Source organism: Trueperaceae bacterium, from assembly GCA_002707365.1.
Classification (GTDB): Bacteria; Deinococcota; Deinococci; order Deinococcales; family Trueperaceae; genus UBA6957.
This window is the reverse complement of sequence record PAMQ01000004.1, coordinates 138,215-164,608: the sequence shown is the minus strand read 5'-3', so window position 1 is coordinate 164,608 and position 26,394 is coordinate 138,215. Positions and strand designations below refer to the sequence as shown.

The following is a 26,394-nucleotide window of genomic DNA, read 5'->3' as shown; positions in this document are numbered from 1 at the left end:
ATCTCTAAAGCTCAATCTGGTATTTAGTTATCAATCCTTCAGAAGAGACATGATAGATTCACTAGACACAGTGCCCACACTTTGGGCTAATCGAAAGGGGAACCATGAAGCATCTACCTGACGGAGTAAGCCTCGAAGGCCCAATTAAGGGTTTTGAGGAAATACTTACCCCTGAAGCTCTCAGCTTAGTTGCAAGCCTTCACCGAGAATTCAACCAAAGGCGGACCGAGCTACTGCAACATCGGGTAGAAAGACAGACCCGCATTGACGCAGGCGAAAATCCTGATTTTCTAACTAGCACAGCCAACATCCGTGAAGGCGATTGGAAAGTAGGCCCGGCACCTAAAGATTTGGATGATCGTCGAGCTGAAATAACCGGCCCGGTAGATCGCAAAATGATGATAAACGCTCTTAATTCAGGTGCTAAGGTATTTATGGCTGACCTCGAGGACGCTACCAGTCCCACCTGGTCTAACGTGGTAGAAGGCCAAATTAACCTCCGTGATGCTGTTCGACGAACAATACGCCTAGAGGATCACGACCGCGACCGAATCTATGAACTTGGTGATACCATCGCCACCTTAGTTGTTCGACCTCGCGGTTGGCACCTACCAGAAAAACACCTCATTGTTGACGGCGATGCCGTTTCAGCCAGCCTATTCGACTTCGGGCTGCACATGTTCCACAACGCCCGGGCCGCACTTGACCGGGACAGTGGACCTTATTTTTACCTCCCCAAACTAGAGAGTCACCTAGAAGCCCGACTGTGGAACGAGGTCTTCGATTTCACTCAGGATGCTCTAGAGATTCCCCGTGGGACTATTCGAGCTACAGTTTTAATTGAGACAATCCTTGCCGCCTTCGAGATGGATGAAATACTCTACGAGTTACGCAATCACATGGCCGGACTCAACGCAGGCCGTTGGGATTACATCTTTAGTGTAATCAAGAAATTCTCACAACGCGGAAATATGTTGTTGCCCGACCGAGCTGAGGTAACCATGGGAGTACCATTTATGCGGGCCTATGCTGAACTCCTGGTCAAAACCTGCCACCGCCGGGGTGCTCACGCGATTGGTGGAATGGCAGCCTTCATCCCAAGCCGCCGTGATCCAGAGGTCAATGAGAAAGCTCTGGCCAAAGTCCGAGAAGACAAGAAACGAGAGGCTGATCAAGGATACGACGGAACATGGGTAGCTCACCCTGACCTCGTGCCACTAGCCGAGGAAGCCTTCGGCGCCACCTTTGGAGCCTCGCCCAACCAAAAAGGAAACATGCGTGAGGACCTAAACGTTAGTGGGAGTGACCTGCTAGACCTAGATTTCGAAGGCAGTGTTACTCACGACGGTGTACGGATGAACATCGATGTGGGCCTACAATACCTGAATGCCTGGTTCTCTGGAAACGGAGCTGCCGCAATTTACAATCTGATGGAGGATGCAGCTACAGCAGAAATTTCTAGGGCACAGCTTTGGCAATGGATCCGCCATGGAGCTAAATTAGACGACGGTCGTCCTGTAAATACGGAGATGTACAAGCGCTTACGTGATGAAGAGTACGCCCGACTAACTTCCAAGGGCGTCCAAAAGTACCCAGAAGCAGTCAAGACTCTGGATCAACTAGTGCTTACGGACAAATTCGAGCCTTTCTTGACTCTTCCCGCCTACAAGAAGCTCTGAAGCCCTACGATAGGCGGGAAATAATTCAACCAAGGTTTTGGTCGAGTAAGTTCTTTGAACTTATTTCGCCAGCCTACGTCCAAAACGAATTGGGAGAAAAATGCAGTTAACTTGGTATGGCCACGCCAGTTTTCGGATTGAATCTTCGGATGGCAAAACAATTGTTACTGACCCCTATGACCCTGACACCTCTGGCTATAAAAGTTTCACAGAGCCCGCTGACCTGGTAGTCATTTCTTCTGCCACCGACTCCTTTCATTGCAATGCACACCTAATACCAGGAGCTCCCACTATTATTAATGCCCTAGAAATTGCCCAGAATGGGCGTGAGCGAACGGAGTTAGGGATACGGTTCGAAGCTATCGAAGCTATGGAAGCACTAAATCATCGATACCACGATCCTGATCAGAATGCCATGTATCGACTCAATGTAGACGGGATAAATATTGGTCACTTAGGGGATGTCGGCAATGCTCTATCAAAAAGTCAATTAGAGTTCTTTGAAAATACAGATATTTTGCTTGCCCTGGCAGGAGGTCATCCAACCATAGAACTTGACGACCTTAAACGGGTGATAAACGACACGGCGCCTCGAATCGTCATTCCAATGCATTTCAGAACACTCAGATATAAACCACGTAATAGCCTATGGATTGATTCATTCCTTGCGCTTTTTCCTAATGAACAAATAGACTTCGCCTTCGAATCAAACGTCACCCTTACTAAGGACAATCTACCTACAGAGACCAGGATATTGGTCATGGATTACTGCTAGGAATAAAAGCTAAATATTCAGAATTAAGGGTGAGACACGAGTATAAGCGCTAGCAAAATCAGTTAACTACAAATAACTGTCATTTTAAGAATTAATTAACCTAAGATATTGGTTAACCAGGTAGATTTAACAGTTCAGCTATCAACTCCTCGTTATGTTCCCCGAGTAGCGGCGGATAGCGACGGTAAGTTGGTGGGGTTTCACTTAGGTTAATTGGATTTCCAATAGTCCTAACAAGACCTACAAGCGGATGTTCTAATTCGACAACCATGCCACGAGCCAATGGGTGCGGATCATTCAAAATATGCTCTGGCAAATTAATCGGCCCAGCTGGAATCTGTTCCTCCACGAATGCATCAATCCAGTAATCAGCGCACTGAGTTTTTAGGATATCTTCAAGGAGTGGTATGAGTTGACTACGGTTACTATTCCTTAAAGGGTTTGTTGCAAAACGTTGGTCCTCCATAATGCTTGTTTCTATGTCGAGTACTTTACAAAAACGCCTCCATAGTGGCTCGGTACCCACCGCCACCATGATCGGCCGATCACTAGTTTTTAACGGTTGATAAGGCGTAATGGTGGGATGCAAATTACCAATTTTTTCTGGTCGCTTCCCTGCAATAAGATAGCTTGCCCCAAGATTCGCAAGCCACGTAATCTGGGCATCCAAGAGCGATACGTCAATAAACTGTCCTCTTCCAGTACCATCGTTACTCTTGTCTCTTGCATAAAGAGCTGTGAGGACTCCCATAACTGAGTAAATCCCGGCCGTAATATCAGCAATTGGAGTGGGGAACCGCTTAGGACCTTCGTCTGCTTCACCAGTAAGAGCCATTAAACCTGCCTCACCCTGGGCGATAACGTCATAACCTCCACGGTTTGCCTTAGGACCACTATGGCCATACCCACTAATTGCGACATAAATTAACCTGGAGTTAAGGTTGCGTAAAGTAGTAGGGTCAAGATTGGCCCTTTTTAGAGACGCCATTCGTGGGTTATTGGTCACAAACACGTCAGCCGTTTCAATCAATTGGTGAAGCACTTTTAAATCAGCTTCGTCTTTAATATCCAGCGCAAAGCTACGCTTGTTGCGATTTACAGACAGGAAATACGCGCTTTCTCCTTCGACAAACGGAGGGCCCCAGGTTCTTGTCTGATCACCAATCTTTTTTCGTTCAACCTTGATGACATCAGCACCTAAATCTCCCAGCATCATGCAGCAGTAGGGTCCAGCTAGCGCCTCTGTCATTTCGACGACGCGAATACCTTCTAAAGGCAAGGACAACGGAATGCCTTGGTTAGAATCCACAACCCTAGAATACTGCGTATGGGCTTTTAATGGGAGAGGGAAGAAATTACGCAGCGGATATGACAGCTGGCAATTTGTATAACACCGCGAACACGACCAGATTATAATTTTGTTGGGAGGAAACTTTCTGTTTTCCGATACCCATACATTCCAACGTTACGATAAAATGTCTCAGAAAGGCCAAATCGAGTTCTGATGATCAAATTCCTAACATATTCTTTTTGGCCGTGGGCTGAGAATAAAGCGCCCTTGCAAATTGTATTGTTGCAAATCAGAAATTGTGCTGCGTGAAACAAAGTACTACACCTAGACTTGGCATTTCTTGGCTAATGGTCGCACTTATAGCTCACACCTGCTGGGGAATCTCCCCAGTATTAGCACGATACTTACAGAATGTGGTGGGACTACCTAGCATGTCATTCCTTACAGTCGTAGGTACCCCACTTTTATTGACGATGCTATTTTTCATGCTCCCCCGCCATGGATTCAGTTTTCTCAACTCGTCCACACTCTGGACACTAGGAGTGCTTCACGTGCTGCGCGTTGCGTCTAATCTCCTCGCTGCCCGTTTCACACTAGCCATTAACGTACAGCTTTTTGTCCTCATGACTCCTTTCATAGTAGTCGGCTTAAATTGGCTGCTGCTTAGGGAAGCCGTACCGCCCTATACTAAGCGGGCGATTCTGGCTACCTTTGTTGGCGCCATTCTAATGCTCTCTAGCGACATTAATCGAACTAGCATTAATTTCAACATGGGACTTGACGACCGTATCGGTATTGGTCTGGCAATCAGCACAGGAGTCTTATTTGCACTTCATATGATGGTTATTCGTCGAGGCGCCCAGAACAATCTCCGTCCCAGCCAAATGCTGGTTTTTCAGGGAAGTATGCTTACCCCACCTGCTCTCGTCACCAGCTTTCTTCTCAAAGAAGATTGGGGGGCATGGCTTCAACTACCCGCGATCGATATATTGGCGGTTCTCGCATTCATAGTATTGGTTCCAATCGGAGCAAATATTAGTAACATAACTGCCATTGCTCGCATAGGAGCACCAGCCGTTAGTAGCCTGATGCCCTGGCGACTAGTAGTAACACTAGCTATAGGTTGGTTGATTCTCAATGAGAAATTATTCAATTCTTGGCAGGTCATTGGAGCCATAACAGTCTTTATGGCCGTGGGTTGGTACTTATTGATGCAGTGGAAACAACGAAACAATAACTAATTAATAAAAAGTGGTTCTGGTTCGATGGCTAGGAACGTGTTTGTAGTACTCGGCCTGCCCCCGATTCCATAAGAAGATATCTAGATTTCGGGCTGTAATGAATATCCTATTTTTCTTGAGGACTGCAGTCATCTCCTCAACCGCATGAAGAGTTACAGCCCGAAGTTCAATCTCTTCCGTCGACCCTGATTTGAGCTCTCGTCCCTGCACAATCCGGCTGACTAAATCGTCATCGTATTCTAGGACCTTATCTACCCACAACACGTGTGGAACCAAATTATCAGCAAAAATTGTTAGCTCGTCGAGATCATGGAATTCACCTGCTCCTTGGCCACTAAAGGCTAGCGCAAGGTCAGAAACTGTAATCTGGGCACGCTTGTAAAATGGCACCTCGAGACCTCTCAGGTAGAACACATCACGGTATAACGGCATCTTAATAAGAAATTTAATCAGATTCTCTGCAGAATGATTAGCAGCCTCCACTAACTTCAGGAACTGCCCTTGATGAGCAAAATTTAAGTAGGAACCAAGATCATTTAGTGCCTGGGCAAACAATGCTAACAATTCACTCCGGATTGGATTACATAAATTCTGTCTAAATATCTTCGAGAGCGCCTCAGCATCTAGGGAACTCAAATCACAAGCAGACAAGGGACCCTCATTTTCAAAGTGCTCTTTCAAACCCATTGCTATGGTGAAATACCCTGAAAGGCCTGGACGTAAAATCAAACTTGAGAAATACCCAGAGCCAAAGTTAATTGCGTTAAGAGTAATAACAAATGCAGCCAACGCCTCCGGATCAGAACTATAGTAGTGATGCCGTAAATCATAGTAAGGCTTGGGCAAATTCACCAACCCAAGTCCCTTAGCATACGAATCAAGTTCACTAGTTATTCTCACGAATCGTGCACCTTGGGCAACTTCCGCACAAGCAACTCTTACGCTACCTAAAATACTTCCCATCAACTGCCCAAAGCAGAGACAAGCTCTCTCAGGTTACTAACTTTCAAATCTGGCGATATCCCAATTTCTTCATCGGAATCACCAAAGCGATTAACCCAACAGGTAAAGAACCCGAATGATTTCGCTCCAGCAGCATCCCAAGAATTTGAGGTCACATAAGTAACTTCGCTAGCTTCAACGCTAAAATATTCGGTTACCAGCCGATAAACTCGAGGATGAGGCTTAAACGTTTTAACAGCGTCAGCACTCATGATCGAATCAAACTGAGAAGTCAGACTGGCTGACTCAACGAGGGACCAAAGCATTTGAGAAGTACCATTTGAAAGAATCGAGCGCTGCCAAAGCGACAAGGCTTCTAGACATTCCCTCACTTCAGGATGCGGGGTTAATCGCAAGTAAGCGGTGGATAACTCTTGTCTCTCGGCTTCTTCAAGATCTAGACCGAAGTGAGCTAACACATAATCGAGAGCTTGGCAGGTAACGCTTTCAAAATTACAATAGTTGTCCATTAGTGCCCGGAGCCATGTATACTCCAACTGCTTGAATCGCCAGAGTTGGCTAATTGCTATAGACTTATCAGGAAAAAGTCGAGCCAGGCTCATATTCACAGAACCAACGTCAAATAACGTGCCGTAGGCATCAAAAACAATTACCTTATCTATCACGACTAGATTCCGGATAATGCCATGGCACGCGTTATGCCAAAGCAACCTTTTGCCGAACTACTTAACGTGAAGTGAATTACTCGTTTGATCAAGCGGGCTTGACTACGATTCTACGGTCCCGCCCCTGACCTTCAGACTCGGTGATGACAGAAGCATCATCAGCCAATGCCATATGTACAACCCTTCTCTCAGCAGCGGTCATCAATTCTAAAGCGAATTGTTGTCCGGTATCTCGTACTCGTCCAGCAGCCTTGCGTGCAGCATTACGAAGACGCTCATCTCGACGTCTCTTATAACCCCCGACGTCAATATTGACCCGAACGTCCTGTTGGTCACCTCTATTGAGCACAGCATTAGCAACATATTCTAGGGCGCTTAGGGTACGCCCGCCACGACCAATAATTTTGCCTGGGTCGCCCCCGAAAATTTCTACAGCAATTTCATCCTGATCAGTTCTATGGAGCTCGACAGCGTAGGCCGGATCAAAATTGAGAAGCAGGTTCACTAGAAATGATTCACAGCGCTCAGCAAAATCACCTTCAGTGTCTATACGGACTGCGTTAGGATCCTGGGCGAGGAGTTCCACCTCGGTATTGAAGTTTTGAACCTCTTCCTCATGGACCGCGGGGGCTTCCTGAATCTTGGCTTCGTCATCCACCTCAATACCAATGCCCTTTAGGTATTTTTCGAGATTATTATCCGCCATTCTCGCTCCCCCCCTTATTTAGCCTTCGACAATGCGGGCTCGGGTTCATTACGACTAACGAGCCAGTACTGAAGCACTTGCACGCCCATCGACACAACAAAGTATAAGATGACTCCCGCTGGAAATGAAAGGATAATAAAAGCAAATACAAGATTAATGATGACTTGCTGACGAAGACTTGAAGGATTTCCTTTTGCTGCGAACCAGGATTGACCGAGCATCACGCCGACGTAAAGTATCGGCAAAATGAAGTACGGATCAGCCTGCCCGAGATCTGGTACCCACAGGAATCCTTCATTAAATTCGAAGTTCACGAATACCCGCCAAAGGATAATGAATAAGGGCATTTGTACGAGAATCGGGAGGCAACCACCTGCGGGGTTAACTCCTGCTTCCTTATAGAGTTTCATCGTTTCCTGAGTCAGCTTTTCTTTATTATCCTTGTATTTCTTTTGTAAAGCCTGAATTTTAGGCTGCAATTTCGTCATTCCGAGCATCGATCGTGTCTGAGTTGTGATTAACGGCCAGATAATAATCCGGAAAAGTAGCGTCAAAACTATTATTGACATTCCCCAACTAAGTCCATATTCATGAATCTTTTGAAGAACCCAAATAATACCTACCGAAAGGCGTCCAAGAATATTTGGCTGGAACAAGCCAGGAAGTTCCGAATACCCTTCCTGGTAGTAGCGCACCAATTCGTTGGGCCCAGTATAAATTTGCAGGTCGAATTTAATTTGTTGTAAAGACCACCAATTTATGGTCTTTTGCATGGCGACCTTATTTGGTGGGAGAGCTAAAGCACTTAAATCATCAAAATCTTGTTTTCCAGGCGTAACAATTATCGAGAAACCCCTCTTAGGTTTACTCTGAAGGGAGATGTAAGTAGGATTTTCTACAGGCCGCCCAAAAGAATCCAAGGATGCATCTTTTTGGCCAGTCTTGATTTCTGGCGTGCTCTCATTACCTACGCCGGGGAATACTATTTGGAAAGTACTAGATGATGGCGTAGAAACATCATCACCCTCCTCAGCCTCAGTGGTTACTGGATTACTACTCACTGTAACCTCAAGGTCGTAAGTATGACTCACATTACTGACCCGAACTAACTTTTCCACTAAGAAGTCAGCAATTTGGATGCGGAATGAACCTAAGAATGTTGTTTCGTCAATTTGACGCCAACTCGAATCAAGCACTTCTGGAACAACAAAATCTCCATCTATTGTAAGAGCGCCACCTGGAATAGTTGACTGAAAAGGGATCACATTGTTCTGTGCATCTATATTGTATTTGTTTAGACGCATCCCTTTTTGCTGCTTAGCGAAAGCGGCGACTAAGTGACCAGCATGGTCGAAGAAAAAATCGACGCCCTTTGTCGGGATACGCGTAAGAGTACCCTCTAAAGCCCCTCCCTGGCAGAGAAAAGAAGAATCATTTATATTTAAAGTAGCACAGTGCTCCTGAATCTTTGCTGCATCTCCAAATTCTTTGATATCAAATTTGCTCGCAGCAAACTCGAGACGTCCAAAACCAATTTGGGGCATCATCTGCTGAGCGGAAGCATTAGCCCACACAAAGATTATTATTAAAAAGCAAAGATAGTTCCAGGGAATTTTCAAAATTCCTCCGTATGACTGTGAATTCTCACTGGGTCATATCCCCCTGGGTGAAAAGGTTGACATTTAAGAAGACGTCGCAAAGAAAGATAGAGCCCCTTCAAAGGGCCGTAAGCCTCAATAGCCTGCAGCGCATAAGAGCTGCACGTTGGGTGGAAACGACACGTAGGTTGTAGTTTTAACTGAGAGAACAACCGTTGATAAGTACGGATCAAGAAAATAAATAGCTGGCCAAGAAGGTTCACAGTAAACCCCCGCGCTTAAGGGCACGAAACAAGGACCGCTTAAGACTTTGAGGTTTTGCTTGTGCGGCTTCAGGACGAGCAATGACAATCAAGTCGAACGACGGTAATCCACGATAAATCGCGTCAGGTGCATTAAAGGACCCTACTAGACCGCGCAAGATTTCTCTTAACCGTCTTCTAACACGATTCCGAATCACTGCTATACCCACCTTTTTGCTCACTACAATACCCACGCGCACTTCACCGGCTTGATTGGGACGCCAACGTAAACTAAGTAACTTACCTCTGCCAGAGCGCCCCTTTCGGAGGCGCCTGAAACTTCGATCGCCCTTGAGTGAAACAAGCACTGGGCGGCCTTCACTTAACGATCGGATACGCTGAGGCTTTTACGCCCCTTATTTCGTCTACGCTTTAGGGCATTACGTCCAGCAGTCGTACTCATACGTGCCCGAAAACCGTGGGTCTTAGCCCGCTTCCGACGATTGGGCTGATAGGTACGCTTCATAGTCTTTCTCCTTTCACTCCGGCCATTTAGTAACAAGGGGACATACAGGATTTAAGGGAATAAGCCCACCCGCAGAGTGCAAAAACAAGCCGTAGAAGAATACCACAACCGCATTAGAAGGACCAACCTTCCACGCAAACGGAAGAAATATCTCTTTACAACTCAGCGTTGAGTTTTCAGCTTAATCTGAGACGATAATCCTTTAGCTCACCCAGGAGCTAAAGGGGCAAAATCAGTACCGGCCTCATTCTCTAATGCAGCCACCAGCTTGACAAGCTGCTCGTCATGTAATGGTGGAGCAAGTAATTGGACGCCACAAGGAAGACCCTCTTTTGTCAATCCAGCTGGAATGCTTACAGCTCCCAGCCCAACCAGGTTGGCTAGGCATGTACACACATCACCAAGATACATTGAGAGAGGATCATTAATCTTCTCACCGAGATCGAACGCAACGGCCGGCGTAGTTGGCATCAAAAGGAGATCAAAGCGCCTAAAGGCCTCCTGAAATTCAAGAGATATCAACCTCCGTACCTTAAGTGCTTTACCGTAGTAAGCGTCATAGTAACCTGAGGCGAGAGCATAAGTTCCCATAAGAATCCGTCGTCGAACTTCTGAACCGAAAGCTTCGCCCCGAGCTCGCATCATTACCTCTGCCTGACCTTCCCTATTATCACCTACTCGAGTGCTAAACACCATTCCGTCAAAGCGTGCAAGATTGCTGCTAGCCTCTGCAGTAGCTACAAGGTAGTAGCTTGGTACCCCGTAACGAACATGTGGCAAGGAAACCTCACTAACGCTAACACCGATCTTCTCAAGAGTTGCCCTAGTACGCTCGACAGCCCCTTGGACTTCTCGAGAAATACCTTCACCAGTTAACTCCGTCACGACACCCACTGAAAGGCTTGAAAGATTTTGTTCCGCATCAATAGCCGTAAGAAAACGTGGTGGAGTACCCTTTAAACTAGTGGCGTCTTTAGTGTCATGACCTCCCATGACATCCATGGCAAGAGCGAGATCCCGTGCACTGCGACTTAGTACACCAATTTGGTCAAGCGAGCTTGCAAAAGCCATCACCCCATATCGCGAAAGACGCCCATATGTAGGCTTGAAGCCAACCACACCATTAAAGGCTGCAGGCTGTCTCACTGAACCTCCCGTGTCGGTGCCTAAAGCCAAGGGTGCTACCCCAGTAGCAACAGCCACGGCCGACCCACCGGAGGAACCACCTGAGACTTTTGAAGGAACCCATGGGTTACGTACCGGACCAAAATACGAATTTTCGTTACTTCCACCCATCCCGAACTCATCGAGATTAGCCTTGGCAATAATTACTGCACCAGCGGCCTCAAGTCTGTCCACTACCGTCGCGGAGTAGGGCGGAATGAAAGATTCTAGACTTCTTGAACCGGCGGTAGAGAGTAATCCCGCTGTGGATATATTGTCTTTAACTACTATAGGCACCCCAGCAAGTAACCCCAAGTCATTACCTTTAGAGCGAAGAACATCTATTTCTTTGGCTCGCTCGATAGCCTTAGTATGGATCAAGGAAATAAAAGCGTTAGTCCGTTCCTGTACAGATTCTGCTCTATCCAACGCCTGAGCCACAATTTCTTGGGCACTTGCTTCCCCATTGCGGACTGCACGAGCAATGTCTTCCGCACTGTTCATGGGGCATCCGCCATGAAGCGAAGCATAACAAACTAACTTGTCTAAGTCGCTAATGAGGCGATATTCGGTTCTTTTGCAAAGACTGCTTTGTATGATGAGACCCTATGGGTTTCAGAACCCCAACAGATGCTCGTCCAGAAACCAGCATCCTTTCTGGTGGTTATACCGACCCTGGCAAGGTGCGTAGGATTAATCAGGATAGCTTCTTTGTTGGTGAAATACCTGGGAAGGGCTTTCTCGCGGCGGTGGCTGATGGCATGGGGGGGCACCAAACGGGTGAGGTGGCAAGCCTAAAGGCAATCACCACGCTTCGGCGCGAGTTGGAACGCAGTCGTAAGTATTCGCCGAAAGCAATCACAAGGGCAGTACAAATTGCAAACTTAGGGATCTACGATTATGCTTCGACCCACCCTGAACATCAGGGCATGGGGACGACTTTAACTTCGGTGTTTCTTGATGACCAAGTGGGACTCGTGGCGCACGTCGGCGATTCACGAGCTTACCTAATACGTAATGACAGCATTTCCCTCCTTACCCGTGACCACAGTTGGGTCGCTGACCAAGTCCGACGAGGTTTACTAACTGATGATGAGGCTCGACGTCACCGCTGGCGCAACGTAATCACTAACGCACTAGGAACAGACCAAAAAGTCTACCTTGACTTGCAGCATTTCGCAATCCAAGAAGCAGATCAGATTATGGTTTGCAGCGACGGGATAAATATACTTCTCACTGATTCTCAAATTTTGCAAATTGTTAGGGACAACACTCCCAGGGAAGCAGCTAGGCAACTAGTGCTAGAAGCCAATGACAGGGGCGGGCCTGACAATATAACTGCCGTAGTGGTCAAAGTAGAGTCGGTACTTGTAAAAACCAAACGCTACAACCTACCGAAGCATCAAGATGCTTTCAAAATCGTCGAGCTCAATGAAAATATGATTGGCTACGGTAATTTAACAAATATTTTCCGTAGCCAAAACCTGTGGCTAAAACTACAGCATCATAAATGGTATCCGCATCGAGCTTGGCTTCTAGGTAGCTTGGGACTCCTAACACTATTTATCTTTTTTGGGGTCTGGCGTTGATAGCTAACCTAAGGAAACAATCCGGATTAGTTTCAGGCTAAAATGTCAACATGACAAAGAAAATAATCGAGGCTAAAGCTGCTCCTGCTGCAGTTGGACCTTACTCCCAGGCCATTTGCGCAGGGGGACTTGTTTTTACCGCCGGTCAAATCCCGATGCGCCCAGATGGGAGCTTGTCAGAGAATGACATAAAGGTACAAACACGCCAGGTCCTAGACAATCTCAGTGCAGTTTTAGAGGCAGCTGGGACAGGGTTAGATCGAGTAGTCAAGTGTACGTGCTTCCTAGCTGACATGAACGATTTCGCAGTTGTTAACGAGGTATACAGCGAGTACTTTCCTGAATCCCCTCCGGCCCGTAGTGCAGTAGAGGTCTCACGATTGCCTAAAGACGTGGGTATTGAGATTGAAGCAATCGCACTTACTACTGACTCTTAAGGAGCGCTTTGTTTCCCAAAATACCCCGAAAAGATAATTTCATTCAGTGGCTTGCGTGTCCGAGATCTACCTTCTTTAGCTTGAAGATCAGCTGGGAGTGCGCTTGGATCTCCCTCATATCCAAGTGCAATAGCGGTAACTACGTCAAACTCATCGGGTATCCCAAATCGATTCTTTGCTTCCTCAGGAATTATTCCACCAATTTGGTGCAATGCAAGACCCAGGGCCGTAGCCTGCACAGATAGTATTCCGACGGAAAGACCAACGTCATGCCAAGCATGACGGTTATTTACCCCAGTCTTCTCATAGGTCTTTCTGGATAAGACAAGGAGAAGGACTGGAGCTGTATGGGCCCAAGCTCGATTACCCGGACGAAGGCAATTCAATAGATCGCCATATGCCCCTATATCGTCCTTAATGGCAACTATGAAGCGCCAGGGTTGTTCGTTATTTGAGGATGGAGCCAAGCGAGCAGCTTCAAAGAGGCTAAGGAGTTTACCTGGTTCCACCGAACGCTCCAAAAAAACACGTGGACTCCGACGTTGCGAGATCGCTTTTATAACGGAGCTATTATCACTCATTAGAAGGTCCTATTGAACCTAGAAATAGCCTCTTAGGACAGGTTGGGTCAGCCAAACCCACCCTGAACCCCCACAAACTATGTTGAGTTTCCCTATCAAAAACCCAGGTTATCAGCATCCGAATAATTCCATTCACAAAATACCTCCTTTTTTCTCAACCTCACCCAAAACAGCCTAACTAAACCCGATCTCATAACCACCGTAGAGAGACCATACAAATCAGTCTTGGCAAAGAAAATCTCGACGTTATTAACTCACCAAAACCGATTTATTCAGGCCAACCTGAAGTCCCTAGTGATTTGATATTAACCACCTCTTACCAAGCTAGTTTCCAAGGATCTCGGGGCCGCGAAGGCCACTTCAGGATTAGGCGTGAAACACCCACGTCACTACTCTATTACTTAACTTACTAAATCCATTGGGGACTAAAACATTTTCACTTCGACTCAACTCTATACCCTGATTTCCTCCCTTCTTATAGCCAAGGTGTCGATCAAGTCACGATTTAACATTACGCCTATTCCTGGCCCCTCTTCTGGTACCTGTTGAATACCGTCATTAGCATCTAATATTGGGTAAACAACGTCATCTTCCCAATAACGACTTGCAGAGGCCGTGTCACCAGGAAGAGTGTAATTTTCCAACGTGGAGAGGTGAAGGTTGTGGGCACGCCCAACTCCTAGTTCTAGCATACCCCCACACCAAACGGGAGCACCAAACGCAAGTGCAACATCGTGTACACGACGAGCCTCAAGGTGGCCTCGCACACGTGCAACCTTAACGTTTATGACGCGACCAGCATCAATTTGTAGGGCCTTTCGAGTATCAGCTGGCGAGTGGATAGACTCGTCAAGACAAATCGGGGTAGTTATTAGAGCCTGGAGACGGGCATGATCTAGAAGATCATCATGGGCTAACGGCTGTTCTATATAATCCAAATCAAGCTCATCTAAACTCTGAAAGACACGGATATCAGTTAATCGATAAGCACTGTTGGCATCGACCGTAAGGACTGTGTCAGGTAGTTCCTGACGAACTGCTTTAAGAGGAGCAATATCCCAACCAGGCTTAATTTTAAACTTCAGTCTCCGATAACCAAGTTCAATATGGTTCTGGGCTAATTCGATGGTCTCATTAATGCCATCCTGAATACCAAGAGAAGCTCCGACAGGAATGCTAGTCCTCACTCCGCCTAGAAGTTGCCAAAGGGGTAGGTTCAAGGTCTTGGCTTTAAGATCCCAAAAAGCCATTTCAAATGCAGCCACTGCCATGTTGTTTCCTCGAACCGGAGCAAGATCACTGAGGAGTTGGTCAGCAGTATCGTATTCACGGCCCATCACCCTGGGCAGAATATAATCAGTCAAAGCTAACCAGCAGGTAGCTCCTGTCTCACTGCTATATCCTGGATAAGGAGCTGCAGCAACCTCGCTGTATCCTTCAAGGCCCTCAGAATGTAAAACAAGGATCACCTTGCTCGTTTCCTGTTCTGCCCCAAAGCTAGTCTCAAAACGGAAACGGAGCTTAACCGCTAGTTCAATAAGTTCAACACGTTCAATCCTCATGCAATCCTCCTGGGTTTCATCAAGCATACCGGGTACGAAAAACTCAAACACACAACGGGCAGAATCTGCGTAAGAAGACCTCAGGAGCGCATAAGGCCTACCTGAAAACTAATCTTCATCCTTCGCGAATCATTTGACATTTAGGCACTGCACACTATTTCCGCAATGCCAATTTTTTCTATTTCGGTAAGGTAAATCACAACAACTGAGTCCCTTTCTAATACCGGTTAGGTTGCCTAACGCCAATCTAGGGTACCGTTATTTATGGAGCTTCATCGAACGGCAGACGGTAGTGCTACCTTATTCCATCCCGATTATGAGCAAACCTTTCACTCACTCCACGGAGCTATAACAGAGGCTCGTCACATCTTTCTGGAGGGTAGTGGTGTTGGTGAACGTCTACGTAATGGCTGTCGAACCTCGGTGTTGGAAGTAGGTTTCGGTACTGGATTAAACTTCTTGATTACCACTGACCTTGCTCGGACTTATAATACTTCCCTCCATTACGTAGCTCTCGAACGTTCTTTGCCTTGCCGAGACACACTCGCTAACCTCAATTACGATGATCACCTAAAGGACAGAAGTATTTGGCAACAGTTCCTTGCTTTTCGAGACTCCCTGAACCTCTACTCGACAGATTTAGGCTCCAAGGTAGGTTTTGACGAACTTGAGTTGAAACTTGGTGATGCAACATCCGTAAGACTTCAATCCAACAGATTTAACGCCATATATCTCGACGGCTTTAGTCCTGACGCCAACCCAGAACTATGGTCCAACGATTTTTTAAATACTCTAGTCAAAACCTTGAAAACTAATGGAACACTCGTCAGCTTCTCCGTGAAAGGGATTGTACGGCGAAACCTGTTGAGTATGGGTCTAAAAGTGGCTCGTAAATCTGGTCCTCCTGGCGGAAAAAGAGAAATGCTCTGGTCACAGAAACCTCACTAATCCTAGTAATCAGGTTGGAGCAAATCACGATTGTCACAGTGAGTTATAAATACCATTCATAATAGCCAACGACGTTAGCCCCAGGGAAGCAGGGGTCTATTACCCCAAGGAATACCAACAACTAAAAACACAGCTGCCATTAAAAATCCTATTGAAGCACGCGTGAATTTAGCGCGATCGTTGTTTCCACGCCGTGAGAGTGAGTACCCCAATTGTGCTGCTACTAGAGCTAACATCATGAGGATTGGGTGTTCAAAAGCGAATTGCCTTACCTCAAGACCTTGAATCGATCGATCTAGGGTATTTAGAGCTCCTCCAGCCAAAGGGCTAATCACGTAAAGTGCTATGCCTAGAAGAAGCTGTATCTGCAGGGCAATGGTAAAAATCAAACCTGAACGCTGTACCATAGGCGTCCATCGATTTTTCGTAAGCAATCCACGGACAGAACTATAGATAGCCCAAATACCACCTGCAACAACAACCCACCTAGTTAGGTTGTGAAGCCCCTTGATAAAATCCTCCATAGTGACCATCTTAAATAATATGCAGCTAAACTGGTAGGCCGTGGGAACGTGTAATCGTTTACAGATCGCTGTTATCGGTGCTGGAGTCGCCGGCTGTACAGTGGCGTTCGAATTAAGTCGACGAGGCTTCGGTGTGACCCTGTTGGATCAGTCGACTCCTGGACATGAAGGGGCCTCAGGAGTACCTGTAGCATTACTAAATCCTTACAGGGGCCGTAGTGGCCGAGCATCCTCTGAAGACTTGGCCAGCCTTGCTACCTTGTGGAAATTATGCTCAAATCTTAAGCAAAAAGGTTTCAACCCAGGGGCTACTAAGTCCGGCATACTCCGTATAGCCCACAATCCTCGCCAAGCCAAGAATTGGCAAAGGCTGCCAGCAGTTTACTGGTTGAATCCGGAGGAAATACCACACCCTTATAACGCACCGTACGGCGGGTTCATAGTAAATGATGGTGGGTGGATACGGCCAGAGAAATTCTTAATGGCTTTAGTAAATGGCGCAACCGAATACGGTATTCGTACTTTGTTCAATCATAAAGTAGAAACCATTTCTGGCAGAGTCGGGGCATTCTTTATTAGAACGGGGCAAGTTTCACTTCGTGTTGACCGGGTAGTATTGTGCACGGGTGCGGGTAAAGTTCCAAAGCTGGACACCCCACAATTACAATTGATAGCGGGTGAAATTGTAGGCTTATCGCCAACACCAGAGCTACCCCTTCCCATAGCTGGTGCAGTTTATGGGGCCACTCTTAACGAAAAGACATTCATCGGTGGAAACCACAGGCAAGTTGGCAAATACGACCCGTCTGTAACCGAATCTCTACGCACCTCCTTCGGCTGGTTCGTTCCCGGGCTACAAGAAGCTAATGTAATGTCCATCTGGACCGGAGTACGTGCAAAAAGGCCTAACAACGTCCCACTTTTGACAGAACTACAACCAGGCCTGTGGTTTCTAGGTGCCCTAGCAGGACGCGGATTCCTAGCGTCTGCCCGACTTGCCAACGAACTAGCAAGGTACTTGCATTCTGCACCGAGCTGGCAAAATGGGGATTGAGGTTAGCATGGCATCATCATCCGGATATTGCACTAACTAGATGACGCCTCGTCATCGCATCATTTAACGCATGAATTAATTCAACAGGTTGAGCTCGAGCCAATCAGCCACACCATTGTGTTCCGGTGCAGCAATCCACTCATCAGCCAAATCTACAAGCTTAGTATCAGCATCCGGTCCAACCGCAATACCGTGATTCGCCCAAGCTAGCATGGTCAAATCATTAACCCCATCTCCGAATGCTATTACGTCTCTTTGTTCGAACCCTAAGTGACAGGAGATGAGCTCCAAAGCCGATCCCTTATCGGCGTTGGAACCCGTGACCTCAACATATTCCTCAGACCACTCGTAAACAACATATTCTGGGTAACGCATTGCTGCCTCTTTCCCGAGCTGTTCGCTTGCAGCTACCCCCCCAAAAATTAGCTTATCGGCCTCTATAGATATCTTAGGATCAAGAGTAATCACCTGGCGATTCTCGTCATGAGTCCAGATCCACTCGCTCTGTAACTCTTCGTAATCGGGGTTACCAACGTAAAGAATGTCATCTAACATACAGCAATATTCTATTTTTCTTAATTCAGCAAACCGCACGAGCTGTTGCACATCAATTGCTGGTATCCGAATACGCTTCAGGATTTCTCCCTGGGAACCGATCACCAACGCACCATTATTAACGCCATAAGGCCCCTGTAGTCTGAGTTGATCTAGGTAAGGAAGCGCTGCGGCTTTACCTCTACCAGTCAACACTGCAATTACGTGCCCAGCTAACTTAGCTCTTGCAATAGCTTCTTGAATGGTCTTCGGCAGACGATAATCGTCAGTAACAATTGTCTTATCCAAATCAAACACCAAAAGCATATTGAAGCTTACCTTCTCCCTGTCAGCTCTACGTCAAACACAAACAAAGTGTAAAGACGCCCATCAGCAACTCAATAGTAATTTGGATACATTGAATACCTTATAAATAATTATCTGCGACCCAGGATGGCAGTCAATCAAGTTCCCTTGCAAAATATGTTCGAAATAGCGAGACTACCTTCTTGATGCGAATAAGGATCTTCTTATTTTCTGCAGAGATTTTCTTATCAGAAAGAGGCGAGTAACATGTCGACTCAAGGAGAAAGCATCACATCAACTAATCCCTCTTTAGCTCAGAAGAAATAGCAAATCAAAGGCCAAAGTCATCTGGTATGGATTAGATTAAGTAGGTTTAAACAAAAAGACAGTCTTCAAGAAATCACAACCCGTGATAGAATCCCTTCTCGTAATGCTCATGAATCACACAAAACTGGAACCTTTTAGGAACCGTAGCATGTTGACAAAAACCCCAAGGTCTCGAAGGAGGTTGTAATGTATCGAGGCAGAGAAGGTTATTGGGCGTTCTTGTTACACAGAGCCTCAGGAGTAGCCCTCGCACTCTACCTGCTACTTCATGTGGTTGACATCAGCCTAGTAATGTACGGACCAGACGGTCCATTCGACATGTTTTTGGCGTTTTACCACAAATGGCCCTTCCGCATAGGCCTCATTCTAGTAATGGGAGGCGTTGTTTACCACGCCCTTAATGGTCTAAGAATAATTCTTATGGACTTCACCGGCTGGGGAATTCGCTTCCAGCGAATCCTCTGGTACTGCGTTCTTACCTTAACGACCGCCATAGGAATACCAGTACTAATAAAGGTTCTCCCGGAAATCTTCGCAGGATCCTGAAATGTCTAATAGGCCAAAGACCCTCCAGCAAGCTCGTGCCACCTACAGTACTAACTCAGAGATCTTCTGGTGGGTATTCATGCGAATCTCAGGCCTTGCGCTGGTGTTTTTGGTGTTTGGACATCTTTTCTTCAACAACATCCAAATCAATGTGAGCGATGTGGACTATAACTATGTTGCTTCAAGGTTTTCCAAGAGTTGGGTCAAGATTTACGACTCATTTTTACTTGGATTCGCCATGCTGCACGGTATAAACGGTCTTCGCTACAGTATCGAAGATTACGTCAAAAGCCCATCCCGCAGATTCTGGGCAAAAATTGCCCTCTTTACAATCGCCGGCATTGTATTGGTTTTAGGTGTAATTACACTCTGGGCATTCACGTTTGAAGAAATGGGGGATGCAATCCGTGCTCTCCCTGGCGACTAAAGCGAAAAAGGTAACGATTTGCACAGTCAGATTCTATGTTGAGTCGGGAGACGAAACTTGAACAACTCACACAAATTCGATGTAATTGTTATAGGCGCAGGCGGTGCTGGCCTAATGGCTGCTCGTTATGCAGCTCAAAATCCTAACGTCACAGTAGCAGTAGTCAGCAAACTGTACCCAACTCGCTCTCATACTGGTGCAGCCCAAGGTGGCGTGGGAGCAGCTTTGGGTAATGTCAGCGAAGACCACCCAGAATGGCATGCTTTTGACACGATTAAAGGAGGAGATTACTTAACTGACCAAGATGTGGCCGACGCCTTCGCAACAGAGGTGATCGATGCTGTGTACGAACTTGAGCACATGGGCCTACCATTCTCTCGGACTCCTGACGGAAAAATCGCCCAGCGCAAATTTGGTGGCCACACAAGGGATTTTGGTAAGTCTGCGGTAGAACGTGCATGTTACTCAGCTGATCGCACTGGCCATATGATTTTACAAACCCTTTACCAACAATCCATAAAGAACAATGTGGTATTTTTTAACGAGTTTCACGTCCTCGATATTATTCTCATTGCCGGAGAGTGCCGTGGTGTAGTGGCCTACGAATTAGCTACAGGTAAATTACACACATTCCAGGCTAAATCGACGGTTCTAGCCACAGGAGGAAATGGGCGTATGTTCAAGGTCACTTCGAACGCTCATGCCCTCACTGGCGACCTTACCTCCGTGTTGTACCGACAAGGATTGCCTATCGAAGACCCGGAGTTCTATCAGTTCCATCCCACAGGTCTTTATCGTATAGGAGTTTTACTGACCGAAGGTGCCAGAGGGGAAGGTGGCGTCCTCCGCAATAACCTTGGGGAGCGCTTCATGGAACGATATGCCCCTACCATTAAAGATTTAGCACCCCGAGATCTAGTTTCTAGAGCGATGTACCTTGAAATTCGTGAAGGACGAGGCGCAGGACCTGATAATGATTATTTACTTCTCGACCTAACACACATAGATGCTGAAATAATAGAGTCCAGACTTCCTGATATAACCGAATTTGCCCGCATTTACCTCGGAGTGGATCCAATTGTAAGCCCCGTCCCTGTGCAGCCAACAGCTCACTACGCCATGGGTGGTATTCCTACTACTATTGATACTAATGTGATTTCCGATGGGATTGAAACTATTGTTCCAGGTCTCTATGCTGCTGGTGAGGTAGGCTGCGCATCTCTTCACGGAGCAAACCGGCTGGGTACCAACAGTCTTGGTGACCTGATAGTATTTGGTCGTCGAGCAGGAATTAACTCAGCAGTATACGCAGAATCTTCGGATTATAGCGATATCCCGAAAGATACTCAGGATTTCACTAAAGATCTGCTTAGCCGCGCTAGAACAGGCTCAGGTACAGAACGAGCCAGCCACATCCGAGCTGATTTACAAACCACTATGATGGACAATGCATCAGTTTTTCGCACACGTGAGACTCTGTCGGCTCAGGTGGAAAATGTTAGCGAACTCAAAAAGCGTTACCAGGATGTAACAGTTGATGATGAGGGACACCAATACAACACCGAATTGATGGAGGTAATAGAACTTGGCTTCCTACTAGACAACGCAGAGCAGTTGGTCCACGCGGCACTGAATCGAAAAGAATCACGCGGGGCTCATTCACGCGAGGATTTCAAAGATCGCGATGACGAAACTTGGCTCAAACATACTCTAGTTTATAAGGATGGGGAAAGCGTTAGGATTGACTACAAACCAGTAACTATTGGTAAGTATGAACCAAAACCTAGGGTCTATTAGGAAGGGGCGCCATGAAAATAGAATTCAAAATCAAGCGCTTAAATCTCGAGAATAGTCCTCGATCCTACTGGTCATCCTATTCCGTGGATGCTGACCCAGGAGATCGCGTACTAGACGTACTAAACCACATTAAATGGGAAATCGACGGCAGCCTTTCGTTCCGACGAAGTTGTGCACACGGTGTTTGCGGTTCTGATGCAATGTTAATTAACGGATCAAATCGCCTAGCTTGTAAACTTTTAATTAAAGACCTAGGTAAAAAAATTACTATTGAGCCACTTCGCGGACTACCTGTACTAAAAGATCTTATTGTCGACATGGAACCTTTTCTTGACTCTTATCGAGAAATTCTTCCGTATTTCATCAATGAAAGTGCGCCGCCATCTAACGAGAGACACCAAAGCATTGAAGAGCGAGAGGTTTTCGATGCTAGTACCAAATGCATCCTCTGTGCCTGTTGTACAACTAGCTGCCCCGTCTTCTGGGCCAACGGAAGATACATTGGACCAGCCGCTATTGTAAACGCACACCGCTTCATCTTCGACTCGCGAGATCAAGGGACCACCCAGAGGATGGATATTCTCAACCAAGCAAATGGCCTCTGGAGATGCAGAACAGCCTATAACTGCACAGAATCTTGCCCACGTGACATTCCTATTACAAAGGCCATAGAGGAAGTACGCAGAGAATTACTTTGGCAACGGTCTTAGTAACCTATTACCGATCCACTGAACTTGATTCATAAATGAATTAAATAACGTTGTCTAATTCCTCAAGTTTTCCAAAATTAAAACCCAACAAACATTGTCATTTAGCATCTTGCAGCAAATAGCGTGAAGTGCTCTCTGGTAAGTTAATCTGGCTCAATAGCTGGTACTACAAAAAACTCCGAAACCTGGTCTCTGCCTGATAGGTCCTTTTTATGGGTTCTTTAGTTCAGCGTTCTAACCATCCCGAAGTGACACCATATTCCAGTGCAGGTTCCTCCTGACCGACAAACACATTCACTGTTCGGTAGTGTGACGGATTCATAGTGTCACCTACAACAGCAGTAATTTTTTCTTGTCCTCCCCGTGGACTGTCGAAACCAATACTAATTTCGGTGCCACAACCCAGGGACTCTAATAGTTCGCGACTAACAGCGACATGACGCCACGGTTCAAGAACTACACCACAAGCACCGCTTCCGCCAGTGACAAAACTAAATCCTATCCGTTCTAGGATTATCGGGTCGTCGTTCATAACCTCTTGAAGGACAGACCTATTATCCTCCGACGAAATCTCTTCAACAACGAGACCCTCACCGTTAAGGACAGGAGGCAGTCCAGAAGGATCACCCTTAACACCTAGATCGATAGGTTGGATTCCGAAAGCGACCGAGTCGCTATTTGCGGCATCAGGAGGTTCGTAAAAAGACTGTGTCGAAGGTTTTCCCAGCGAGAGCAATGTCCAGCCCACAGCACCTGCTGCCAGTATCAGAACAAATAGAAGTACTAAATCTATTAAACGATCCCGCAACTTTAGCCCCCATCCAGGTAATTTAATTAATCAGCGGACTCACGATTTAACAAACCAAGAGCACCGGTTCTCAAAGAAAGACTGCAGTGTAAAGCTGTACCCTTCGCAATTGTACCGCTCTTTTGCGTAAGGACCTATCAAACCGGACCTACATCCATTTTTCCGAGTCTTTACACGGCCAAACAAGCGTCAGTATCACCTATCAGAATCTTCTTAAAGTTCGACTTGAAATATCATGTTATTCATTCCATTGAATAACTCTAATTTAGTCTTGTTGTATAGCTTGCAGCAACCCGACCGATTTCATCAACCTATTAGACCAGGAAGTGATACGTTACTGCTCCTGCGAAAGAAGAATCGCAACCGAAATTGAAGAAACAATGACCAGTAGCAGGGCGAACGGCGCAGCTTGAGCAAAAAAGGCTTCTTCTGTCCAAGACCATACTCTAGTAGCTAGTGTTTCGAACCCGGTAGGACGAAGAAGCAACGTAGCTGGTAATTCTTTCATAGTTGTGAGGAAAACTAGTACAGCACTAGTAACAATGCCTGTGCGAACTAACGGTAGAGTCACATCAAATAACACGCGAATAGGTGATCGACCTAGACCGAGGGCTGCCTCCTCAAGATGGATATTCACCTGCAAAAGGGTTGCCCGAAGATTACCAACTGCTTGGGGGAGAAACAGAAGGGCGTAAGCAAATACCAGTAGAGCGTAACTCTGATAACCCCAAGGAAAAAAACGTAAAGCAAAGAATACCAAGGAAAGAGCCACTACAATGCCTGGTAATGCGTAAGACACGTAGGTAAGTCGCTCAAGAAAAGCGCTTAGCTTTGAAGGAAACCGCACAGCCAATACGGCTACCGGGATTGCTGCCACTACGACAACAGCAGCGGCTGCTAATGCAATGCCACCAGCATTGACCAAAGCACCCAAATCAAACACAAGAGGTTGATCCGCAGCAAGACCTCGAATCAACCAAGTAACAATGATGGCCACGGGTGCGACGAGGCCAAGAACTACTGTTCCAGAAAGCATTGCTAGAGCTGGTATGTACCAGGGACCGAGTTGATGATACCTTGGTGCCCGAGCCTCGCCAACGCCAGTTCGCCCAATCCTGCCCAACCCCCTCAACCTAGAATCCACAAAGATAATAGCCCCAGCTAACAAAACCAACATTAAACCAAGTGCAGCCGCATTTCCCAGATTAAAGGAGTTCTCATACTGTACATATATAGCGCGAGTAAACGTATTGTATCGAAGCATAGACACGGCGCCAAAATCTGAGAGAACATATAAAGCTACCAACAGGACACCAGCAGCTAGGGCTGGCCGCAAAAGCGGTAAAGTCACTCTAAAAAAGGTGGTTAGAGAGGAACGACCTAGACTTCGCGAAGCCTCCTCAACTCCTGTATCGATCCCTAAGAAACCAGCGCGGAGCGTAAGGAGAAGATAAGGATAAGTAGATAGAGTAAGCACTATTAGGGCACCCCAAAATCCATATACAGGTAGCTTGATGCCTAGCCACCCTGAAATCAAACCACCTTTTGCAAAAGCTGAAACATAAGCGTAAGCTCCAACATAACTAGGAATTACAAGGGGCAAAACAGCCAGAACGAACCACAGTCGCCTAGCTCTAATTCTTGTCCGGGTCGTCAAAAATGCAATTGGGAGAGCGACCGCAACACTAGCGACCGATACACTACTGACCAACAAAAGAGTGTTACCAAGGACCACAAGGGTACGGGGCCTGAAAAGATAAGCCCAGATGCCATCAGAAGCTCCTGTAGCCCTGACTACCAGGTAAAACAACGGAAGCAGAACTGCCACTCCCACTATAGCCGTGAGTACAATCAATACGAATGGTGGCCTTCGGCGGCGAGTCTTTACTAATGGTTGGAGTGTCGAATTACTATTCACAGCGCGAGAACCAGCCTAGCAGGGAAAGCTGGGTTAACAAAATACCCAAAGAATTTAGATTAGGAATACATGAAGCTTTCAGGGCGACTCAACTTGGTTAGCTGATCGCTTCAAGAAATTCCTGTCGGGTCCGAGCATCATTCTTAAACACCCCACGCATTGCGCTAGTTCGTGTAGTACCACCTTGCTTCTCTACACCCCGCATCATCATACAAAGATGACTAGCCTCCATAACTACCGCTAGACCTTGAGGCTCAAGTACCTCGATAAGAATGTCAGCGATTTGCAAAGTTAAGCGCTCCTGAACCTGCATCCTCCGAGCATAAAGATCGATGACACGAGCAAACTTACTAAGCCCAAGGATTCTCTCGTTCGGAATGTAGGCAATGTGGGCTTTGCCAAAAAAGGGAAGCATATGGTGCTCACACATTGAATAAAACTCAATGCCTTTGACTACAACCATTTCGGACCCCTCAGCGGCAAATAGGGCTCCGTTGATAACATCATCTATTTTTACTCGGTAACCACTGGTCAGATAACGAAGTGAACGTTCAACTCGCTGTGGCGTTTTAGCAAGACCCTCGCGAGAAATATCTTCGCCAAGACCGGCTATCAACTCAGCAACAAGATGACCAAGACTGCACTCTCCCGTCTCATCGAAGTCGTCCGTTTCCGGAAGATATGAGTTCATTGAGCCATTAACATCCATCTCGTCTCCCATACCACATTCGTAGTTTAATTTCGCGGCCATCTCGGTATCCTAAACCACAATCTCGTTTTTATGGTTAAATCAACAAGTCGATTTTCGCCGTTTTTTCTTTAGCCAAAAACAGATATTCAACATGTAGGCTAGGTCATTTTGGACTGCTCTCACCACAAGAGCTTTTGAACCCGCCTCAGATCGACAGCCGCGTTATGGAGTAAATTTGAATGGAATTTAATTTCCTCACGTGATCATACGGGATAAAAACCGTAAAGATCCTATCCAACCTGGCCCTTAAGCTTCAAAGGCATTCCCCCCGTAGTCATCAACTAAAGCATTCTGTTCGACGACATGCTCTGCAATCAGAATCGGGGCTTGGGACCGAACCGCCACAGCTAGTGCATCACTAGGCCTAGCATCAATTTCGAAATTAACCCCCTGGCGCTCAATAACTAACATCGCGAAATAAACACCCTCGACGATATCAGTTATTTCTATGCGATCAATCTTTGCGCCGAATAACTCAATCATTGACAAAATCAAGTCGTGGGTCATCGGCCGACCGGGATCATCTCCACTACGGCCTGCAGAAATAGAAATAGCTTGAAAGGCATCTATGAATATAGGAAGGATAGATCCGGCATCAGTTTTAAGCAAAGCCAGAAACTGGTTCCCATCACCCGCAACTGCGATGTCTTCAAGGGAAGCAGCAATCATCTCAGTATTGTAGCGTATTACCTCCAGGTACTATCATGCAGCTTGTCGAGTTACAC

28 protein-coding genes are annotated in these 26,394 nt (G+C 46.5%); 11 read left to right on the top strand and 17 right to left on the bottom strand.

Annotated elements, in window-relative coordinates:
* The first annotated feature begins 104 nt into the window (after positions 1-104).
* Together CMO31_01840 and CMO31_01835 are read left to right on the top strand one after the other, a co-directional pair.
* A complete protein-coding gene (locus CMO31_01840; GenBank protein MAZ52742.1) occupies positions 105-1,679 on the top strand; it encodes a malate synthase A in 1,575 nt (524 codons plus the stop codon).
* Between the two features lie 100 nt (positions 1,680-1,779).
* Positions 1,780-2,454 (top strand): Zn-dependent hydrolase, encoded by a 675-nt coding sequence (locus CMO31_01835; GenBank protein ID MAZ52741.1) that lies wholly within the window; start codon positions 1,780-1,782, stop codon positions 2,452-2,454.
* A gap of 112 nt (positions 2,455-2,566) precedes the next feature.
* Here the strand turns inward: CMO31_01835 and CMO31_01830 are convergent, their stop codons facing one another.
* Positions 2,567-3,763, bottom strand: coding sequence for a formyl-CoA transferase (locus tag CMO31_01830; GenBank protein MAZ52740.1), 1,197 nt, complete (start codon positions 3,761-3,763; stop codon positions 2,567-2,569).
* Between the two features lie 533 nt (positions 3,764-4,296).
* Between CMO31_01830 and CMO31_01825 the strand changes: the two genes are divergently transcribed.
* A complete protein-coding gene (locus CMO31_01825; GenBank protein MAZ52739.1) occupies positions 4,297-4,986 on the top strand; it encodes an EamA family transporter in 690 nt (229 codons plus the stop codon).
* Here the strand turns inward: CMO31_01825 and CMO31_01820 are convergent, their stop codons facing one another.
* The 8 genes from CMO31_01820 to CMO31_01785 all read right to left on the bottom strand — a co-directional run bounded on the left by CMO31_01820 (position 4,987) and on the right by CMO31_01785 (position 11,354).
* A complete protein-coding gene (locus CMO31_01820) occupies positions 4,987-5,940 on the bottom strand; it encodes a hypothetical protein (GenBank protein MAZ52738.1) in 954 nt (317 codons plus the stop codon). It lies immediately after the preceding gene.
* Positions 5,941-5,948: 8 nt separating this feature from the next.
* Positions 5,949-6,659 (bottom strand): haloacid dehalogenase type II, encoded by a 711-nt coding sequence (locus tag CMO31_01815; protein MAZ52737.1) that lies wholly within the window; start codon positions 6,657-6,659, stop codon positions 5,949-5,951.
* 43 nt (positions 6,660-6,702) lie between these two features.
* Entirely contained in the window at positions 6,703-7,320 is a 618-nt protein-coding gene (locus CMO31_01810; protein MAZ52736.1) for a DNA-binding protein, read from the bottom strand.
* 14 nt (positions 7,321-7,334) lie between these two features.
* On the bottom strand, positions 7,335-8,939 hold the full coding sequence (locus tag CMO31_01805; GenBank protein ID MAZ52735.1) for a hypothetical protein: 1,605 nt from the start codon (positions 8,937-8,939) through the stop codon (positions 7,335-7,337).
* Positions 8,936-9,181, bottom strand: coding sequence for a membrane protein insertion efficiency factor YidD (locus CMO31_01800; protein ID MAZ52734.1), 246 nt, complete (start codon positions 9,179-9,181; stop codon positions 8,936-8,938). The genes CMO31_01805 and CMO31_01800 overlap by 4 nt, the downstream gene beginning before the upstream one ends.
* Positions 9,178-9,555, bottom strand: coding sequence for a ribonuclease P protein component (gene rnpA, locus CMO31_01795; GenBank protein MAZ52733.1), 378 nt, complete (start codon positions 9,553-9,555; stop codon positions 9,178-9,180). Before rnpA ends, CMO31_01800 begins: the two co-directional genes overlap by 4 nt.
* Positions 9,543-9,686, bottom strand: a complete 144-nt coding sequence (locus CMO31_01790; protein MAZ52732.1) for a 50S ribosomal protein L34 — start codon at positions 9,684-9,686, stop codon at positions 9,543-9,545. Before CMO31_01790 ends, rnpA begins: the two co-directional genes overlap by 13 nt.
* A gap of 207 nt (positions 9,687-9,893) precedes the next feature.
* Positions 9,894-11,354 (bottom strand): Asp-tRNA(Asn)/Glu-tRNA(Gln) amidotransferase GatCAB subunit A, encoded by a 1,461-nt coding sequence (locus CMO31_01785; protein MAZ52731.1) that lies wholly within the window; start codon positions 11,352-11,354, stop codon positions 9,894-9,896.
* A gap of 104 nt (positions 11,355-11,458) precedes the next feature.
* On the opposite strand from CMO31_01785, the gene CMO31_01780 reads away from it, so the two are divergent.
* Together CMO31_01780 and CMO31_01775 are read left to right on the top strand one after the other, a co-directional pair.
* On the top strand, positions 11,459-12,439 hold the full coding sequence (locus tag CMO31_01780) for a serine/threonine protein phosphatase (protein MAZ52730.1): 981 nt from the start codon (positions 11,459-11,461) through the stop codon (positions 12,437-12,439).
* A 50-nt stretch (positions 12,440-12,489) separates the two neighbouring features.
* Positions 12,490-12,876: a reactive intermediate/imine deaminase gene (locus CMO31_01775; protein MAZ52729.1), complete on the top strand. Its 387-nt coding sequence runs from the start codon at positions 12,490-12,492 to the stop codon at positions 12,874-12,876.
* On the opposite strand, the gene CMO31_01770 is transcribed toward CMO31_01775, so the two are convergent.
* Both CMO31_01770 and menC read right to left on the bottom strand, forming a co-directional pair.
* Complete coding sequence (locus CMO31_01770; GenBank protein MAZ52728.1) at positions 12,873-13,457, bottom strand: nitroreductase; 585 nt, start codon at positions 13,455-13,457, stop codon at positions 12,873-12,875. The genes CMO31_01775 and CMO31_01770 overlap by 4 nt on opposite strands.
* A gap of 452 nt (positions 13,458-13,909) precedes the next feature.
* Positions 13,910-15,019: an o-succinylbenzoate synthase gene (gene menC, locus CMO31_01765; protein ID MAZ52727.1), complete on the bottom strand. Its 1,110-nt coding sequence runs from the start codon at positions 15,017-15,019 to the stop codon at positions 13,910-13,912.
* 264 nt (positions 15,020-15,283) lie between these two features.
* On the opposite strand from menC, the gene CMO31_01760 reads away from it, so the two are divergent.
* A complete protein-coding gene (locus CMO31_01760) occupies positions 15,284-15,967 on the top strand; it encodes a hypothetical protein (GenBank protein ID MAZ52726.1) in 684 nt (227 codons plus the stop codon).
* 74 nt (positions 15,968-16,041) lie between these two features.
* On the opposite strand, the gene CMO31_01755 is transcribed toward CMO31_01760, so the two are convergent.
* Positions 16,042-16,491, bottom strand: coding sequence for a hypothetical protein (locus tag CMO31_01755; GenBank protein ID MAZ52725.1), 450 nt, complete (start codon positions 16,489-16,491; stop codon positions 16,042-16,044).
* 40 nt (positions 16,492-16,531) lie between these two features.
* Between CMO31_01755 and CMO31_01750 the strand changes: the two genes are divergently transcribed.
* Positions 16,532-17,545, top strand: coding sequence for a hypothetical protein (locus CMO31_01750; protein MAZ52724.1), 1,014 nt, complete (start codon positions 16,532-16,534; stop codon positions 17,543-17,545).
* Positions 17,546-17,620: 75 nt separating this feature from the next.
* Here the strand turns inward: CMO31_01750 and CMO31_01745 are convergent, their stop codons facing one another.
* Positions 17,621-18,406 (bottom strand): hypothetical protein, encoded by a 786-nt coding sequence (locus CMO31_01745; GenBank protein MAZ52723.1) that lies wholly within the window; start codon positions 18,404-18,406, stop codon positions 17,621-17,623.
* 492 nt (positions 18,407-18,898) lie between these two features.
* On the opposite strand from CMO31_01745, the gene sdhC reads away from it, so the two are divergent.
* From sdhC to CMO31_01725, 4 genes are read left to right on the top strand one after another with little or no spacing between them, the layout of a single operon-like run.
* On the top strand, positions 18,899-19,258 hold the full coding sequence (gene sdhC, locus CMO31_01740) for a succinate dehydrogenase, cytochrome b556 subunit (protein MAZ52722.1): 360 nt from the start codon (positions 18,899-18,901) through the stop codon (positions 19,256-19,258).
* 1 nt (position 19,259) lies between these two features.
* Positions 19,260-19,685 (top strand): succinate dehydrogenase, encoded by a 426-nt coding sequence (locus tag CMO31_01735; protein ID MAZ52721.1) that lies wholly within the window; start codon positions 19,260-19,262, stop codon positions 19,683-19,685.
* 57 nt (positions 19,686-19,742) lie between these two features.
* On the top strand, positions 19,743-21,482 hold the full coding sequence (locus tag CMO31_01730) for a succinate dehydrogenase flavoprotein subunit (GenBank protein ID MAZ52720.1): 1,740 nt from the start codon (positions 19,743-19,745) through the stop codon (positions 21,480-21,482).
* A gap of 11 nt (positions 21,483-21,493) precedes the next feature.
* Positions 21,494-22,192 carry a succinate dehydrogenase iron-sulfur subunit gene (locus CMO31_01725; GenBank protein ID MAZ52719.1) on the top strand — a complete coding sequence of 233 codons (699 nt, stop codon included), beginning with the start codon at positions 21,494-21,496 and terminating at the stop codon, positions 22,190-22,192.
* Between the two features lie 226 nt (positions 22,193-22,418).
* On the opposite strand, the gene CMO31_01720 is transcribed toward CMO31_01725, so the two are convergent.
* The 4 genes from CMO31_01720 to CMO31_01705 all read right to left on the bottom strand — a co-directional run bounded on the left by CMO31_01720 (position 22,419) and on the right by CMO31_01705 (position 26,338).
* Positions 22,419-23,000 carry a hypothetical protein gene (locus CMO31_01720; protein MAZ52718.1) on the bottom strand — a complete coding sequence of 194 codons (582 nt, stop codon included), beginning with the start codon at positions 22,998-23,000 and terminating at the stop codon, positions 22,419-22,421.
* A gap of 334 nt (positions 23,001-23,334) precedes the next feature.
* The gene (locus CMO31_01715; protein ID MAZ52717.1) at positions 23,335-24,855 is read right to left on the bottom strand and encodes an iron ABC transporter permease; all 1,521 of its coding nucleotides are present in this window, start codon (positions 24,853-24,855) and stop codon (positions 23,335-23,337) included.
* Between the two features lie 160 nt (positions 24,856-25,015).
* A complete protein-coding gene (gene folE / locus CMO31_01710) occupies positions 25,016-25,609 on the bottom strand; it encodes a GTP cyclohydrolase I FolE (GenBank protein ID MAZ52716.1) in 594 nt (197 codons plus the stop codon).
* A gap of 306 nt (positions 25,610-25,915) precedes the next feature.
* Positions 25,916-26,338 carry a hypothetical protein gene (locus CMO31_01705; protein MAZ52715.1) on the bottom strand — a complete coding sequence of 141 codons (423 nt, stop codon included), beginning with the start codon at positions 26,336-26,338 and terminating at the stop codon, positions 25,916-25,918.
* Positions 26,339-26,394: the final 56 nt, after the last annotated feature.

What these genes read in the sequence shown, in the direction of transcription:
- CMO31_01840 (MAZ52742.1), top strand. Translation starts at nt 105, where the DNA reads ATGAAGCATCTACCTGACGGAGTAAGCCTCGAAGGCCCAATTAAGGGT.
- folE (MAZ52716.1), bottom strand. Translation starts at nt 25,609, where the DNA reads ATGAACTCATATCTTCCGGAAACGGACGACTTCGATGAGACGGGAGAG.
- CMO31_01775 (MAZ52729.1), top strand. Translation starts at nt 12,490, where the DNA reads ATGACAAAGAAAATAATCGAGGCTAAAGCTGCTCCTGCTGCAGTTGGA.
- CMO31_01735 (MAZ52721.1), top strand. Translation starts at nt 19,260, where the DNA reads ATGTCTAATAGGCCAAAGACCCTCCAGCAAGCTCGTGCCACCTACAGT.
- CMO31_01785 (MAZ52731.1), bottom strand. Translation starts at nt 11,354, where the DNA reads ATGAACAGTGCGGAAGACATTGCTCGTGCAGTCCGCAATGGGGAAGCA.
- CMO31_01770 (MAZ52728.1), bottom strand. Translation starts at nt 13,457, where the DNA reads ATGAGTGATAATAGCTCCGTTATAAAAGCGATCTCGCAACGTCGGAGT.
- CMO31_01780 (MAZ52730.1), top strand. Translation starts at nt 11,459, where the DNA reads ATGGGTTTCAGAACCCCAACAGATGCTCGTCCAGAAACCAGCATCCTT.
- CMO31_01810 (MAZ52736.1), bottom strand. Translation starts at nt 7,320, where the DNA reads ATGGCGGATAATAATCTCGAAAAATACCTAAAGGGCATTGGTATTGAG.
- CMO31_01755 (MAZ52725.1), bottom strand. Translation starts at nt 16,491, where the DNA reads ATGGAGGATTTTATCAAGGGGCTTCACAACCTAACTAGGTGGGTTGTT.
- sdhC (MAZ52722.1), top strand. Translation starts at nt 18,899, where the DNA reads ATGTATCGAGGCAGAGAAGGTTATTGGGCGTTCTTGTTACACAGAGCC.
- CMO31_01745 (MAZ52723.1), bottom strand. Translation starts at nt 18,406, where the DNA reads ATGCTTTTGGTGTTTGATTTGGATAAGACAATTGTTACTGACGATTAT.
- CMO31_01835 (MAZ52741.1), top strand. Translation starts at nt 1,780, where the DNA reads ATGCAGTTAACTTGGTATGGCCACGCCAGTTTTCGGATTGAATCTTCG.
- CMO31_01760 (MAZ52726.1), top strand. Translation starts at nt 15,284, where the DNA reads ATGGAGCTTCATCGAACGGCAGACGGTAGTGCTACCTTATTCCATCCC.
- CMO31_01705 (MAZ52715.1), bottom strand. Translation starts at nt 26,338, where the DNA reads ATGATTGCTGCTTCCCTTGAAGACATCGCAGTTGCGGGTGATGGGAAC.
- menC (MAZ52727.1), bottom strand. Translation starts at nt 15,019, where the DNA reads ATGAGGATTGAACGTGTTGAACTTATTGAACTAGCGGTTAAGCTCCGT.
- CMO31_01790 (MAZ52732.1), bottom strand. Translation starts at nt 9,686, where the DNA reads ATGAAGCGTACCTATCAGCCCAATCGTCGGAAGCGGGCTAAGACCCAC.
- CMO31_01725 (MAZ52719.1), top strand. Translation starts at nt 21,494, where the DNA reads ATGAAAATAGAATTCAAAATCAAGCGCTTAAATCTCGAGAATAGTCCT.